The organism is Pseudidiomarina marina, assembly GCF_044807045.1.
Taxonomy (GTDB): Bacteria; Pseudomonadota; Gammaproteobacteria; order Enterobacterales; family Alteromonadaceae; genus Pseudidiomarina; species Pseudidiomarina marina.
Genome location: NZ_CP085233.1, coordinates 762,638 through 776,313 on the forward strand (window position 1 = coordinate 762,638; position 13,676 = coordinate 776,313).

A 13,676-nucleotide genomic window follows, 5' to 3' on the forward strand; every position below is an offset into this window, starting at 1 on the left:
TTTATTTCTCAGAACAACCAGGTAAGCTCATGAAAAATAAAACCAAAAAATTTAATTTACTCACGCCATTGGTGTTGTCCGGTAGCTTTTTTTTAATCACAGCCTGTGGCGATAGCTCGAGCGAAGCTGAACCACCTACAGGGAATCTCACTCCACCAGATAGCATCGCGACATTTGCTCCCGCAGGTAATTTAAACGCTGATGTTACATGGACCAATTACGGTGTTCCGTATGTTAAAGCCGATAATTTAGAAAGCTTGGGTTTTGGGGTTGGTTATGCCTTTGCTCAAGATAATTTGTGTATATTGGCCGACCAGATCGTTAAATTTAACTCGAAACGCGCGTTCTATTTTGGTCCTGATGCCGTACCTGGTTCGGGAGACTCTGAGAATTTACTTACCGACTTTGGCTTCTTGACGCTTGGTATTCGCGACAATGCCGAAGCAGGCTTTGAACAAATCAGTGAAAAAGCACAAGCGTTGCTGACCGGTTACGCAGCAGGTTATAACAAGTACATTAATGAAACCGCCGAAGCCGACATGGATCCAACCTGTGCTGGGCAGCCTTGGGTACAAGATATTACCCCAATCGATTTGATGACTTATGCGCAAGGGGTTGCTTTATTACCGGGCGCGGCAAACTTCACTGGGCCGTTGTTCTTAGGTGTACCAAATAATCAAACGTTTGTGACAAGTGAGTCGGGCGAGCCTGTCGCGTTGAATTTTGACATCAGCACCGTGGGTATTCCAGATACCAACCCAACTGAGTCAGGCTCTAACGGCTGGGCGATAGGCAGTGAGCTCAGTGCGACCGAACAGGGGATGTTAATTGCTAACCCACACTTCCCTCATACCGGTAACCAACGTTTCTGGCAATTCGGTATTGAAATACCAGGCCACCTTAAAGTGGTTGGTGGTTCATTGTCAGGCATGCCGGGCATTGTAAACATTGGTTTCAATGAAAATGTGGCATGGACGCACACGTTTTCTACGGCTTCACGTTTCACCATTCACCGTCTGACACTTGATCCTGAAGACAGTGAGGGCACCAGCTATTTGCTTGACGGTGAGAGTGTACCGATGACCACGAAAACCCACGATATTCGTGTGGCAACTGGTCCGGGTACCTATATGACATTGCGCAAGACCAGCTACTATAGCGAGTTCGGTCCAATTGTCGTGATTCCTAATGCCCTGCCATGGGGTACTGATGGCACTGGGCAAGATGTTGCTTATGCACTATATGATGCCAACCTGCCAAACTATGATTTGTTTGATCATTGGTTAGGTATGAATATGGCAGACAGCATTGATGCCTATAAACAGACCTTTGTCGACTATACCGGCACGGTGTTCAACAATGCGATGGCAGTTGATGCGCAAGGTAATGCTTTTTTCACCGATGGTTCCTCGGTGCCACATATTCTCCCAGATGCGCTAGCAGTATGGGCTGAAAACCCGCTTTACCAAACACTAACCGAACAAGCTGGATTATTTATCTTTCCAGGCGACGATAGTGCGTTTATGCCGCAAGGCACCGTGCCGTTTGAACAGGCGCCGCAACTTGAGCGTAACGATTTCGTGCAAAATTCCAACGATAGTTTTTGGCTAACTAATCCAGCGGCGCCAATTGAAGGGCTTTCACCGCTGTGGGGGCCAGTGGGCAACCAACAGTCGTTACGTTCTCGCCTTGGGCAAAAAATGCTGGCAGAAGGTGGCTCAGTCGACGGCCGATTTACTCGTGAAGATTTAGTCGACCGACTCATTGGCAATCGTAATTTCCTTGGTGAAGCCGTGCTGGAAGACCTCTTGGTATTGTGCGAATCTCAAGGCGCAACGCCTGTAACAATGGCGGATTCAAGTACGGTGGTTATTACGCCAGCTTGCGATGCGCTAGCACGATGGGACGGACGTATGAATCTTGAAAGCCAAGGTGCGATGATGTTCCGCGAGTTTGCTTTTGAGTTTAACCGTGACCCGCAATGGCAAGTTGCCTATGATCCTGAACAACCCACCACCACACCAAATACTTTGGACGCGAACAACACGGTGTTGCAACAATTAGCGACGGCGCAGCAGCGCATTGTTGATGCTGGTCTTAACCCATCCGCAACACTTGGTAGCGTGCAATTTGTCGAGCGTAGTAACCCAGACGGCACAGCGTCTGGCGTGAAGTTACCATGGGGTGGAGCTCATAACATTGAAGGTGGTTTTAACGTGTTTCGGAGCAATATGAGCAATGACGGAACGATTCTTCCCCGTCATCGTTATCCATTACTAGCTGGATCAGATTTGAGTGCAGAAGCGGGCGGTTATCACATTACGTACGGCTCAAGCTGGATGTTCGCCATGGAATTCACCGCGGATGGTCCTAAAGCTGATGGATTGTTAAGTTACTCCCAGAGTTCGAATGTGTTATCAGACCATTATCTTGACCAGACCTTGTTGTATTCTGAGCAACCGCAGTTACGCTCACTTCATTTCCAGCAAGACGATATTGATGCGAACGCAGCTAGAACAGCCACATTGAGTGGTGATAGTTTACGCTAATAGGTACTTGATAAACCTAAAAAGGGCAGCTGAGATTTCTCAACTGCCCTTTTTTATTGACAGGTTAGATCAATATTTTTTTATTTTAGCTATTGACGAAATACAAATGCTTGCACATAGTCAATGAACATTATTTGAACAACGTAGGACATTTCGTTATGGCACATGTTGCAGTTGTTGGTGCTGGTTTAGGCGGTGTATCGGTCGCCTTTGAACTACGCGAGAAACTTGGAAAAGGGGCGAAAGTTACCGTTATCGGTGAAGGTGCTGAATTTAATTTTGTACCGTCAAACCCTTGGGTGGCACTTGGCACGCGCAAACGCGATGATGTCGTGATGCCAATTGGTGATTTCTTTAGTAAGCGTGATATTGAATTTTCTCCCGCTGGCGTAAAAGAAATAAAAGCAAAAGAGAATACCTTGGTTCTCCATGATGGTGGCGAGCTGATATATGACTACTTGGTGCTTTGTACTGGACCCAAGTTAGATTTTGCTGCCGTCGAGGGTGCGGGTCCGGATATAGGGGGATCACAATCTATTTGCACTGTTGATCACGCCGTAACGTCTCATCAAGATTATCTTAAACTGTGCGAAAACCCAGGCTCCGTGATTATTGGTGCACTTCCCGGCGCTAGCTGTTTTGGTCCAGCTTATGAATATGTTCTGTCATTGGAATATGAGCTGCGCAAGAAGAAAATTCGTGATCGCGTACCGATTACTTTTGTGACACCAGAGCCTTATATTGGGCATATGGGACTTGGCGGTGTCGGCGACTCTAAGGGCTTAATGGAACATAAGTTCCGTGAGCACGGCATTAAATGGATTTGCAATGCCAAAGTAACGAAATTGATAGATGGAGTTTGTTATTTTGATGAGCTCAATGAAGCGGGCGAGGTAATCAAACAACATCAGCTAGATTACAAACATGCGATGTTCTTGCCGCCCTTCAAGGGGTCACCGGCGGTGGCAGCTGTGGAAGAGTTATGTAACCCGAAAGGATTTGTGATAACCGACAAATATCAGCGCTCACCGAAGTATCCAAATATTTTTGCTGCAGGTGTCTGTGTGGCGATTCCTCCAATTGAAGCCACACCGGTGCCAGTAGGCGCTCCTAAGACAGGCTTGATGATTGAGTCCATGACGTCAGCCATTGTTTCAAATATCGAAGCACTAGAAGCTGGTACCGATGAGTTGGTAGAGCCAACGCTCAGTGCCTTGTGTTTGGCGGATATGGGAAATACTGGTGCGGCATTTTTAGCGATTCCTCAAAATCCGCCACGTAATCGTAATTGGACTGGCAGTGGTCGCTGGGTACACTGGGCCAAAGTCGCTTTCGAGAAATACTTTATGTATAAGGTGCGTCGCGGTACTTCTGAGCCAATTTATGAAAAGCTTTCACTGCGCTTTATGGGTGTTGAACGACTCAAACCGAAGAAGTAACTAGTCGTTCGCGAAGCTGAAGCTACCTTCTAATCGTTGAAGGTGGTCTTCGGCGCCGCAAATCTGATATTGGCCGCTATCACCGCCTTCATTCAACTGTTGCCAAAGGGAAACCTTTGCAGGCAGTGGCACAGGGCGTTTAAACGCAACATCAATTTTGACGACTGGCCGTTTCGCAGCGCGCTCGACTTCAGCTTGGGCACGCCCTGACATGTACATGCCGTGAATAATCGGTTGGTCAAAGCCAAACCACCGAGAAAGTAACGGGTGTAGGTGAATCGGATTAAAGTCACCGGACAGACGAGCATAGTCGCGAGCAACTTTGCCGGCTAACTTCCAAGTATCGAGGCGTTTCCAATCGTCGCTTGGTGGCTCGGACGTTTTACTCTCTTTTGCTCGACGTGGTCGATCAACTTGCTTTGGCATCACCTGATATTCACTGACACAGGTTGCGACGTGGTTGTCTCGTTGCCAGAACTCAACTGTAAAGAGCGGACGTAAGCGACGCGGTGACACTTTAGGACCACGTGCGGGTAGCTTAATTGACGCTCTTAAAATGAACCCATCGTCAGCATTAATATCACTGTGTTGTTCAATACTGTTACTAACGTGAACGAGCCCTGGTGCAGGCCATGGGAAGTGCTCCCCAAGCATTTGAGCGAGATGGACGCGTTGCGCTAGGCAATAAATGAGAGTTAATGGAACCTCGCTAATAAAGCCGTTGAATGCTTCGTGGTACCGCTTTAATTGCGCAGCAGAAAACGCTGGCGCGCTGAATTCAGCATCCAGAGTTTGTGGCTCTGCAACTTCCTGGTCATTTCTCGCAACAGTAAATAACGAACGAAAAAACATTCCAGGGAGGTTTGGCAATGTATCCGGTTGCTCGACTTGCATTAAAGCTTCTTCCTTAAATATATTCACGCAACGTGCATCTATGTATAGCACAACTAGTTCCTGAGTATACACCTAGCGACGTGAATAACAGACCTTACCACAGTAAAAAAAGGGCCGCATTGATGCGGCCCTCAGCGGAATAAATTGACTTTTGCGATCAGCTTTTAGCGATTGTCGCCATTGTCGCCATTATCGTCCTTTTTCTTGGACTTTGCTTTGAGCTTGCTGCTTTGTTCTTTCCGCTCTTTTTGCAAAGCTTCTTTTTCAGCTTTCATTTGAGCGCGTAGCGCTTCGCGTTCAGCTTCGGCTTTAGCGGCCTTCTCTTTCGCTTCTTCAGCCGTTTGTTGACCTTTTTGTGCATTCTGATCTTGTGCCGTTGCTACGTTCACAACGCTCAATGCAAGCAACATCATTAGGGCAAATCGAACCATCTGAACCTCCTATCTGGCTTATTGCGAGTGCTAGTCTGATTAGCCAGCTATACTAAGTAAAGCGCTTATCCGGCCGATATACAATGTGACATAGGTTGATTTTGCTGTAGTTTTACAAATATGTAACTGATGCGACAGGTTCTGACGCACAGTCAAGGTATGATGGATGTCATACCGCAATAGACAAGGAGCTCGTCGGTGCAGAGTGTTTTACGATATTTAATGCTGCTACAACATATTCCACGTGAGCCGCAAAAAGTAGATGTACAGTCGTTGCGAAAAAGACTCTCAGAGCATGGGGTAGATGTCAGTGTTCGTACCATACAGCGGAATTTGAATGAATTATCGGAAGTTTTTCCGTTAATTGCCGACGATCGCTCAAAGCCGTTCGGCTGGAGCCTCTCAAAAACGGCTCCCCATCTGCCGTTCCCCGATTTACCTGATAACACGACACACGGCTCTTTAGCCCGCATCAAACTAAAATGCTCAAACGGTATGCTGAATTTGGTGACGAATAATCCGCTACACCCAGAACAACATATCGAGCGCAATGGACTCAGTTTCTATCTTACCTTTGTACAACCCGTGACTAAAGACTTAGTCGCTTGGATTTTGAGCTGTGGCGAACACATTGAAGTGGTAGAACCGCTCTCACTGCGAAGTGAAATTGAAGCACACGTAAGTAGAATGCACGCGCGCTACAACGGCAAAGGTTAACGGCTTTTCCTGAGTATTCTTGATTTAATCGAACACAGCGCCTTCGTGGTAGAGTAAAAATGCTTTTTTCTCAATACCACCCGCATAGCCGGTAATACTGCCGTCGGCACCAATAACACGATGACACGGAACAACAATGGCAATGGGATTACGACTATTTGCCATACCAACCGCGCGATTTCCTTTCGGGTTGCCGATGGCTTCAGCAATGTCTCGATAACTGGCCAATTGCCCATATTCTAACGTCGTCAACTGTTTCCAAACCCGGTGTTGAAATTCCGTGCCTTCTGCTTTCAAGGGTAAATTAAACCGTTTGCGTTTGCGGTTGAAATATTCTTGAAGCTGTTGCTTGCCAATTCTGGTGACATTGCATGACGGGAACCCGTCGGGTTCCGCAAATGCAATTTCACAGATAAACTCTCCATCACGGCTGCTGACGGTCACCGGACCGATTGGGCTTTCAAAACTGTCTTGATACATAGCTATCCTAAAGTAGGTGTTGGGCTGTTATTATTATTTAGCATGCTACTGACAACGCTGCCAACTGAGAAGCTCTGAATACGACAATAACGATAACAAAAAGCGGGTAAAGAATGACAACACGACGACGTTTTAGTATGGGGCCTGCCGCGCTCGTGGCAGCCGCATTTATTGGTCCGGGGACAGTAGTGACCGCTTCATTAGCGGGTGCCAATTATGGTTATGCACTCATGTGGGCGTTGGTTTTTTCAGTGCTCGCTACCATGATTTTGCAAGAGATGTCAGCACGTCTTGGCGTTGTGACCCAGCAAGGGTTGGGGGAAAACATTCGCGCAGCAATTAAACAACCTTGGGTGCGACAACTGGTTGTGCTATTGATTTTTGCAGCAGTCGTTATTGGTAATAGTGTTTATCAAGGCGGAAATATTAGTGGCGCTCGCATGGGGCTTGCGGATCTAGTACCTTTTGACGGTCAATATATTCCAGTTTTACTCGGTGGCTTGGCCGGTGTCATATTATGGCAGGGTAGTTACAAGTTGGTAGAAAAAGTCTTAATTGGGCTGGTTTTATTAATGAGTGTGGCATTTTTGGCAACATTCATTTTGACGCAGCCAGATTGGGCTGCTCTATTTGCCGGCCTTCTCGTTCCATCGGTTCCGACTGGCAGTATATTGATGGTAGTCGCACTTATCGGTACTACGGTGGTGCCTTATAATTTGTTTTTACATGCGTCAAGTTGCGCCGAAAAATGGCATTCTCCTGAACAACTCGACGAAGCGCGTCAAGATATCTATATCTCAATTCCGTTGGGTGGCCTTATCTCTCTTGCAATTGTAGCAACTGCAGCATCAGCATTCTTCGGTAAAGCACTGACGATTGAAGGTGCAGCTGATCTCGGTCAGGCATTGCAGCCGCTGTTTGGCGATGCGGCAACGACATTTATGGCATTGGGATTATTTGCTGCTGGTTTGTCGTCGTCACTCACGGCGCCGTTAGCATCAGCCTATGCTTTAAGTGGCGTTTTAGGTTACTCCAACAGCCTGAAAGACAAAAAATTCCGCACCATTTGGTTAGCCATTTTAAGTATAGGTGTCGTGGTTGCGTCATTAGGCTTAAAGCCAATTGAGGTTATTATATTTGCGCAAGTGGCGAATGGCATATTACTGCCATTTATAGCGGTGTTCTTGGTCTGGGTATGTAATCAACCACGCCTTGGCAAACATCGAAATTCTTGGCAACAAAATATACTCGGAATCATCGTGTGCTTCATTGCAGTAGGCCTAGGGGCGCGGAGTATCGCTGCTGCATTTGGCTGGCTTTAATCTTAATTGCCGAATAGTAATTCGAGTTCTAAGCCGACCATCCATCGCGGCTTGCGTTGTTCATCGAGGGTTTCTCGTGGCCAATGCAAGCCTACCCATCCCTCTAAAAACAGCCACTCTCGCTTAAAACGACTACGGTGTAACGCTCGCAAACCATAATCTTGCATCGGTACATCAAGTTCGGTTTCACCGTACCACCACACTTCACCAGCAATAGCTCGTTCAAAATGGTACATATAATAAATTTTCTGCGAAGCATGCCAGCGCACTCCTTCAGTGCGTTCGGCAAATGTTCCTTTTACCCAACTTTTTGAAAACCAATTATCTGATAGCGCAGCATCAAATTCAAAAGTCTGAGCGATACCAAACCCGTCACTATCGCGCCAAAAAGCAACACTTTGCGTGAAGAATTCAATATTGTCTCCGATTATCGATTCGTATTTGTAACGGGCGCGAAGATAGGTGTCTAGGGCTAATCCGCCGCGAATGCCGGCGCCAAATGAAAGACTATGTTTATTACTTACTTGCGGGTCAAAACCGAGGCCAAGCATCCATTCTTCATCTGATTGATCACGACGAATTACTGAAGGGCGAGATTGTTGGGTATCATTAATAAAGTCGTCGAAATCACCACGACCAATGATTGCCGAGAACTTTCTTTCTGCGTGCGGGAATACAACCGTTGCGCGAAAGCTAGAGTCGAGTCTAAAGCCATCGTATTCATCCCATTCTGGGGTTACGCGCAAGCTGCCTGAGGCCGTGTCGTAGGCATCCGAATCAATATCTTCGGCAAAAAAAGAGTCGAGCCAAGCCGCAGTGGCATTCACCGATTTTGTTAATCCCTCCCGAAACGAATCGATCATGGCCTTTTCGTCTTCGGTGGGTTTTTCCGTTTCTTTAGACTGGCCCAGTGCTCCCGGTGTTACCACTAGTAGCAACAGGCCTATTATCCACCAGCGCATTCGACCTCCTTGCGTCGCTATGTATTGAACATACAAGGAAATAGGTCGAATCGCCAGTTGCCTTGACTAAATGCTTACACGCTTATAGCGGCGATACTCCGGACGCCAGAAATTGGCGTCGATGCGTTCACGTAGCGTTTCGTCACTCACTTCAAGGGCGAGCCCTTGTTGCTGAGCAACTTTCCCAACGTTGAAAGCAATTTTTTTACTCAGTTCAGAAATTTGGGGTATGCCTGGTAATAAGCTATCACCTTCACCGCGTACTCGAGGTGATTCGTCAGCTAGCGTATTACTCGCAGCCATCAGCATCTCATCTGAAATGATTCGTGCTTTCACGGCAATCACACCGAGACCAATCCCAGGGAAAATATAGCTGTTATTACATTGCGCTATCGGATAATCGATGCCCTTATATCGAATCGCATCGAAAGGGCTACCAGTAGCTATGATGGCCTCACCGTTGGTCCATTCAATGACATGCGCTGGATGTGCTTCTATTTGTCGTGACGGATTCGAAAGTGGAAAAATAATTGGTTTTTCGGTGTATTGGTGCATCGCTCGAATAACCTGCTCGGTGAACAACCCAGGCTGCCCTGAAACGCCAATTAAGATAGCTGGCTTGGCGCAGTGCATAACATCGAGTAGCGATGCATAGTCACCGCTGTGTTGCCAATCGGAGAGATGTTCTAACGGCTGTGCCAATGCTTGCTGGAAATCGCGTAGGTCGCTCATGCCTTCGGTTAGTAGGCCAAATCGGTCGACCATATAAATATTACGACGAGCTTGTTCATCGGTTAGTCCTTCCGCGACCATTTGCTGAATGATTTGCTCAGCAATACCGCAGCCAGCTGAACCGGCACCAACAAACGCCACTTTCTGATCTTTTAATTGCACGCCTTTGCTTCGGCAGGCAGCTAAAAGTGTACCGACTGTCACGGCAGCAGTACCTTGGATGTCATCATTAAAACAGCAATATTCATCACGGTATTTACGTAGCAGTGGCATTGCGTTCGGCTGTGCAAAATCTTCAAATTGAATCATTGCTTCTGGCCAACGGCGGCGTGCTGCTTTCATGAACCGATCAACAAATGCATTATATTCACTTTGATCAATCCGTTTATGCCGTGCTCCCATGTACATCGGATCGTTCAAAAGCTTTTCGTTATTGGTGCCAACATCCAAACATACCGGTAACGTGTACGCTGGGCTAATACCTCCACAAGCGGTGTATAAACTCAACTTACCAATCGGTATCCCCATGCCACCAATACCTTGGTCGCCAAGACCAAGAATCCGCTCACCGTCGGTGACCACAATAACTTTTACCTTTCGTTTCGTGGCATTGCGAAGAATATCTTCCATCTGGTCACGATCTTCATAGGAAATAAATAATCCACGAGAACTACGATAAATATCAGAGAATTGTTCGCAGGCATCGCCTACAGTTGGCGTATAAATGATCGGCATCATCTCTTCAAGATGTTGCTGTAATAATCGATAAAACAACGTTTCGTTATTATCTTGAATCGCACGCAGATAAATATGCTTATTGATGGCAGTGTCAAAGCTTGAATACTGCATGTAACAACGCTTAACCTGTTCCTCAATGGTTTCATACCGAGGCGGTAATAATCCGGTAAGGTTAAACGCAGCTCGCTCTTCTCGGGTGAACGCGCTACCTTTGTTTAATAGCGGCGTTTCAAGCAAATTAGGGCCTGCATAAGGAATATACAGCGGATTCTTCATGAATCATTCTCCTCGCGCGACGTGATGACATGGATGAATCGGTAATTATTGCAGAAAAACTGGAGGAACACATGGAAAATCCGGCATTCGAAGTAAAACTTGCGTTGATTGATAATTATAAGTTTGAAGTCGATTTTGGTGAGTTTGGGCAAATTATTACTGACGAGCACGAACCGGTCGGAAATGGCGAAGGCCCAGGGCCAAGTCAATTATTGGCAGCAGCTGTTGCGAATTGCTTGGCGGCGAGCTTAATGTTTGCCATTCGAAAATTCAAAGGTGACCCAGGTAAAGTCACCGCTAAAGTGCAAGGCGATATGGAACGCGTGGATGGCCGCTTACGCATTAGTGCCATGCAAGTTGAATTAAATCTTGGGCAAGCGGCTGATAATATTGACAAACTAGACCGTGTACTTGAACAGTTTGAAAATTTTTGTGTGGTCACCCAGAGCGTTCGCAACGGTATTCATGTGGATGTCACGGTGCTGGATGAAGATGGTCAAGTATTGAAGTCACCCGAATAGCTGCTGACCTGAGTTCATCAGAATCCAGCTAGTGAGAATGTATTTATCATTCGATATGGGTACCGTACCACGGTGGGTGTGGGTGAAATAGCCGGGTGCTATCACCATGCGCCCACGCTTCGGTTTGATGCTGCGCTGTTGATAGTAAAAATCAGTCGTGCCGCCTTCATCCACATCATTTAAGTAAAACATAAACAACAAACTGCGATGCAAAGCCTCGACACTGTTTTTCTCAGGAAAAACTTCACAGTGCCAATAATTGTAATTCCCGTGATCTTTTAAATACTTCTGCGCTTGAATGGGGCCGAGTCGGTAAAGCAATTGCATGTACGCTTGTTCATTTCCAGCAACCACTTCGTCAAAGTTTTCGTGAGTTAAATTCACTGGCGCGCCAGTCTTTGGATGCTTGACCTTCAGGGCGACCGGCGCAATCAGCGCAAAGTGGTATTTCTTGAAGTACTCTAACGCGTAGCGCGTGGTGATATCGCATATAGTGCGTAAGTCATCGGCATAGTCTTGATGTTGGTTGAGATAGAGGTCTTCGCTTCTTTTTTTGTCAGTATCAACACCACCGCCAGTGCGCCCTTGCTGTTTATGTGGGCTTTGCTCGAAGCGTCGAATAAACTGTTCACAAAACTCAGCAGGTAAGGCGTCGTCATAAACTTCAATAAAATCTGTGGTCACTGTTATCCCCAATAGTTGAAATCTTTACCAAAACATACCGGTGAACTCAGTTTATTGTCGTCGGCTTGTTGGTCTTCTAATTTTAGTGCCTCAATCATGGCATGTTTTAGCACTGGAAGGTGCGAATATTCAAACGTCTTCACGGCGCTAAGCAGTGTTACTTGCGATTGTCGAGCGTAGCGCAATAGTGGCGTTAAATTATCTGGGTTAGCGCTAAGCTCGTCGAAATAGCGTTTGGCAAAGCGTTCATAGTCGATTTCTTTAGCGTGATAAGATTTTCGCAATTCATTCGACGGGCAGGCGTCTTTACACCAATCTTGATGCGATAACGCTTCTTTCTTCACCCCACGCGGCCATAGTCGGTCAACCAATATGCGAATACCATCGCGATCCTCTGCTGCGTCATAAACGCGCTTAAATTTTATCGAGTATGAAGTAGTCATTTGATGCCTAATTGCGAGTTATCAATTGAATGAATTGTTTTAATTATGAGCTTTTTCCTTTTTTTAGCCGTTCTAAGAGACTAATGTTAATAACACTTTTAATGCACAAAAAAGGACCCGTGTATGACATATATTCACGATACCATTGAACAATTGCAACAGACCAGCCCAGCTCAAACTGAGTTCTATCAAGCAGTCGAAGATGTACTCGAGAGTTTAGAGCCAATTCTCGAGCAGCACCCAAAGTATCGTGAACAAGCCATCATTGCCCGTCTTGTTGAGCCAGAGCGACAAATCATGTTTCGTGTGCCTTGGCTTGACGACAATGGTCAAGTTCAAGTGAATAAAGGTTACCGTATTGAGTTCAACTCCGCATTGGGGCCGTATAAAGGTGGCTTGCGCTTTCATCCGAGCGTTAATGGTTCCATTATTAAATTTCTTGGCTTTGAGCAAATCTTTAAAAATGCGCTAACAGGGTTACCAATCGGTGGAGGTAAAGGCGGCGCAAACTTTGATCCAAAAGGTAAATCTGAAGCTGAAATCATGCGGTTTTGCCAGTCATTTATGTCCGAGTTGTTCCGTCATATCGGCCCGACAACGGATGTACCGGCTGGCGATATTGGTGTTGGTACACGCGAACTTGGCTTTTTGTTCGGACAATACAAGCGACTCGCGAATTCGTTTGACGGCGTGTTAACAGGAAAAGGCTTGGCTTGGGGAGGCTCTTTCGTGCGCAAAGAGGCAACTGGGTTTGGATGTGTTTACTTTGCCAATTACATGATGGCAGACCGTGATGAGGAGCTTGAAGGAAAGTGCTGTGCTGTATCTGGCTCAGGTAACGTGGCAATCTACACGATGGAGAAGCTCTATGAGCTTGGTGCTAAGCCGGTTACTTGCAGTGACTCTTCAGGGACGATTTATCATCAAGCCGGTATTGATTTAGATCTAGTGAAACGCTTGAAAGAGCAACAACACGAGCGCTTAGAAAAATATTTGGAAACGCATTCTGAAGCAGAATACACGCCTCGCAAAGATTACCCCGAAAACGGTCATCAAGTTTGGCGCTACAAAGTCGATTTAGCCTTCCCATGTGCGACTCAAAATGAAGTGACACGAGAAGATATTGAATGCCTTTTAGAAAATGGTTGTTTGGGCATTGTCGAGGGCGCGAATATGCCGCTTACAGAAGCTGCTTTCGATGCGGTACAACAAAGTTCAATTGCTTATGGTCCTGGTAAAGCCTCCAATGCTGGGGGTGTAGCCACGAGTCAACTTGAAATGGCGCAAAACGCCAGTATGCAACGTTGGACGTTTGAACAAGTTGATGAACGCTTAAAGCAGGTAATGAAAAATATTTATAAGGATATTTCACGCACGGCCGAACAGTACGGCAAGCCGCGCAATTTAGTACTAGGTGCCAATATTGCTGGTTTTAAACGAGTGGCCGATGCCATGTTAGAACAAGGCCTTGTATAATCAATTGGTTAA

13 protein-coding genes are annotated in these 13,676 nt (G+C 46.4%); 6 read left to right on the forward strand and 7 right to left on the reverse strand.

Annotated elements, in window-relative coordinates; all coding sequences use genetic code 11:
* The first annotated feature begins 29 nt into the window (after nucleotides 1-29).
* A complete protein-coding gene (locus LG272_RS03625; protein WP_126760147.1) occupies nucleotides 30-2,549 on the forward strand; it encodes an acylase in 2,520 nt (839 codons plus the stop codon).
* Between the two features lie 158 nt (nucleotides 2,550-2,707).
* Nucleotides 2,708-3,988 (forward strand): NAD(P)/FAD-dependent oxidoreductase, encoded by a 1,281-nt coding sequence (locus tag LG272_RS03630; RefSeq protein ID WP_404409719.1) that lies wholly within the window; start codon nucleotides 2,708-2,710, stop codon nucleotides 3,986-3,988.
* Here LG272_RS03630 and LG272_RS03635 read toward each other — a convergent pair whose 3' ends face one another.
* Together LG272_RS03635 and LG272_RS03640 are read right to left on the reverse strand one after the other, a co-directional pair.
* Nucleotides 3,989-4,909: a MaoC/PaaZ C-terminal domain-containing protein gene (locus LG272_RS03635; RefSeq protein WP_404409720.1), complete on the reverse strand. Its 921-nt coding sequence runs from the start codon at nucleotides 4,907-4,909 to the stop codon at nucleotides 3,989-3,991.
* Nucleotides 4,910-5,046: 137 nt separating this feature from the next.
* Entirely contained in the window at nucleotides 5,047-5,313 is a 267-nt protein-coding gene (locus tag LG272_RS03640; protein ID WP_404409721.1) for a hypothetical protein, read from the reverse strand.
* A gap of 198 nt (nucleotides 5,314-5,511) precedes the next feature.
* On the opposite strand from LG272_RS03640, the gene LG272_RS03645 reads away from it, so the two are divergent.
* A complete protein-coding gene (locus LG272_RS03645; RefSeq protein WP_126760149.1) occupies nucleotides 5,512-6,030 on the forward strand; it encodes a WYL domain-containing protein in 519 nt (172 codons plus the stop codon).
* Between the two features lie 24 nt (nucleotides 6,031-6,054).
* Here the strand turns inward: LG272_RS03645 and LG272_RS03650 are convergent, their stop codons facing one another.
* Nucleotides 6,055-6,510: a methylated-DNA--[protein]-cysteine S-methyltransferase gene (locus LG272_RS03650; RefSeq protein ID WP_126760150.1), complete on the reverse strand. Its 456-nt coding sequence runs from the start codon at nucleotides 6,508-6,510 to the stop codon at nucleotides 6,055-6,057.
* A gap of 113 nt (nucleotides 6,511-6,623) precedes the next feature.
* On the opposite strand from LG272_RS03650, the gene LG272_RS03655 reads away from it, so the two are divergent.
* A complete protein-coding gene (locus tag LG272_RS03655; RefSeq protein ID WP_126760151.1) occupies nucleotides 6,624-7,832 on the forward strand; it encodes an Nramp family divalent metal transporter in 1,209 nt (402 codons plus the stop codon).
* A gap of 2 nt (nucleotides 7,833-7,834) precedes the next feature.
* Here LG272_RS03655 and LG272_RS03660 read toward each other — a convergent pair whose 3' ends face one another.
* Both LG272_RS03660 and LG272_RS03665 read right to left on the reverse strand, forming a co-directional pair.
* Nucleotides 7,835-8,794, reverse strand: coding sequence for a hypothetical protein (locus LG272_RS03660; RefSeq protein WP_404409722.1), 960 nt, complete (start codon nucleotides 8,792-8,794; stop codon nucleotides 7,835-7,837).
* Between the two features lie 66 nt (nucleotides 8,795-8,860).
* A complete protein-coding gene (locus LG272_RS03665) occupies nucleotides 8,861-10,540 on the reverse strand; it encodes an NAD-dependent malic enzyme (protein WP_126760153.1) in 1,680 nt (559 codons plus the stop codon).
* Between the two features lie 29 nt (nucleotides 10,541-10,569).
* Here LG272_RS03665 and LG272_RS03670 point away from each other — a divergent pair, with 29 nt between their 5' ends.
* The gene (locus LG272_RS03670) at nucleotides 10,570-11,061 is read left to right on the forward strand and encodes an OsmC family protein (protein WP_198678605.1); all 492 of its coding nucleotides are present in this window, start codon (nucleotides 10,570-10,572) and stop codon (nucleotides 11,059-11,061) included.
* Here LG272_RS03670 and LG272_RS03675 read toward each other — a convergent pair.
* Nucleotides 11,050-11,745: a 2OG-Fe(II) oxygenase gene (locus LG272_RS03675; RefSeq protein ID WP_404409723.1), complete on the reverse strand. Its 696-nt coding sequence runs from the start codon at nucleotides 11,743-11,745 to the stop codon at nucleotides 11,050-11,052. The genes LG272_RS03670 and LG272_RS03675 overlap by 12 nt on opposite strands.
* Before the next feature lie 2 nt (nucleotides 11,746-11,747).
* Entirely contained in the window at nucleotides 11,748-12,188 is a 441-nt protein-coding gene (locus LG272_RS03680) for a DUF488 domain-containing protein (protein WP_404409724.1), read from the reverse strand.
* Nucleotides 12,189-12,311: 123 nt separating this feature from the next.
* Between LG272_RS03680 and gdhA the strand changes: the two genes are divergently transcribed.
* Nucleotides 12,312-13,664, forward strand: a complete 1,353-nt coding sequence (gene gdhA / locus LG272_RS03685; RefSeq protein WP_126760156.1) for an NADP-specific glutamate dehydrogenase — start codon at nucleotides 12,312-12,314, stop codon at nucleotides 13,662-13,664.
* Nucleotides 13,665-13,676: the final 12 nt, after the last annotated feature.

What these genes read in the sequence shown, in the direction of transcription:
- LG272_RS03680 (WP_404409724.1), bottom strand. Translation starts at nt 12,188, where the DNA reads ATGACTACTTCATACTCGATAAAATTTAAGCGCGTTTATGACGCAGCA.
- LG272_RS03660 (WP_404409722.1), bottom strand. Translation starts at nt 8,794, where the DNA reads ATGCGCTGGTGGATAATAGGCCTGTTGCTACTAGTGGTAACACCGGGA.
- LG272_RS03665 (WP_126760153.1), bottom strand. Translation starts at nt 10,540, where the DNA reads ATGAAGAATCCGCTGTATATTCCTTATGCAGGCCCTAATTTGCTTGAA.
- LG272_RS03630 (WP_404409719.1), top strand. Translation starts at nt 2,708, where the DNA reads ATGGCACATGTTGCAGTTGTTGGTGCTGGTTTAGGCGGTGTATCGGTC.
- gdhA (WP_126760156.1), top strand. Translation starts at nt 12,312, where the DNA reads ATGACATATATTCACGATACCATTGAACAATTGCAACAGACCAGCCCA.
- LG272_RS03670 (WP_198678605.1), top strand. Translation starts at nt 10,570, where the DNA reads ATGGATGAATCGGTAATTATTGCAGAAAAACTGGAGGAACACATGGAA.
- LG272_RS03655 (WP_126760151.1), top strand. Translation starts at nt 6,624, where the DNA reads ATGACAACACGACGACGTTTTAGTATGGGGCCTGCCGCGCTCGTGGCA.
- LG272_RS03625 (WP_126760147.1), top strand. Translation starts at nt 30, where the DNA reads ATGAAAAATAAAACCAAAAAATTTAATTTACTCACGCCATTGGTGTTG.
- LG272_RS03650 (WP_126760150.1), bottom strand. Translation starts at nt 6,510, where the DNA reads ATGTATCAAGACAGTTTTGAAAGCCCAATCGGTCCGGTGACCGTCAGC.
- LG272_RS03640 (WP_404409721.1), bottom strand. Translation starts at nt 5,313, where the DNA reads ATGGTTCGATTTGCCCTAATGATGTTGCTTGCATTGAGCGTTGTGAAC.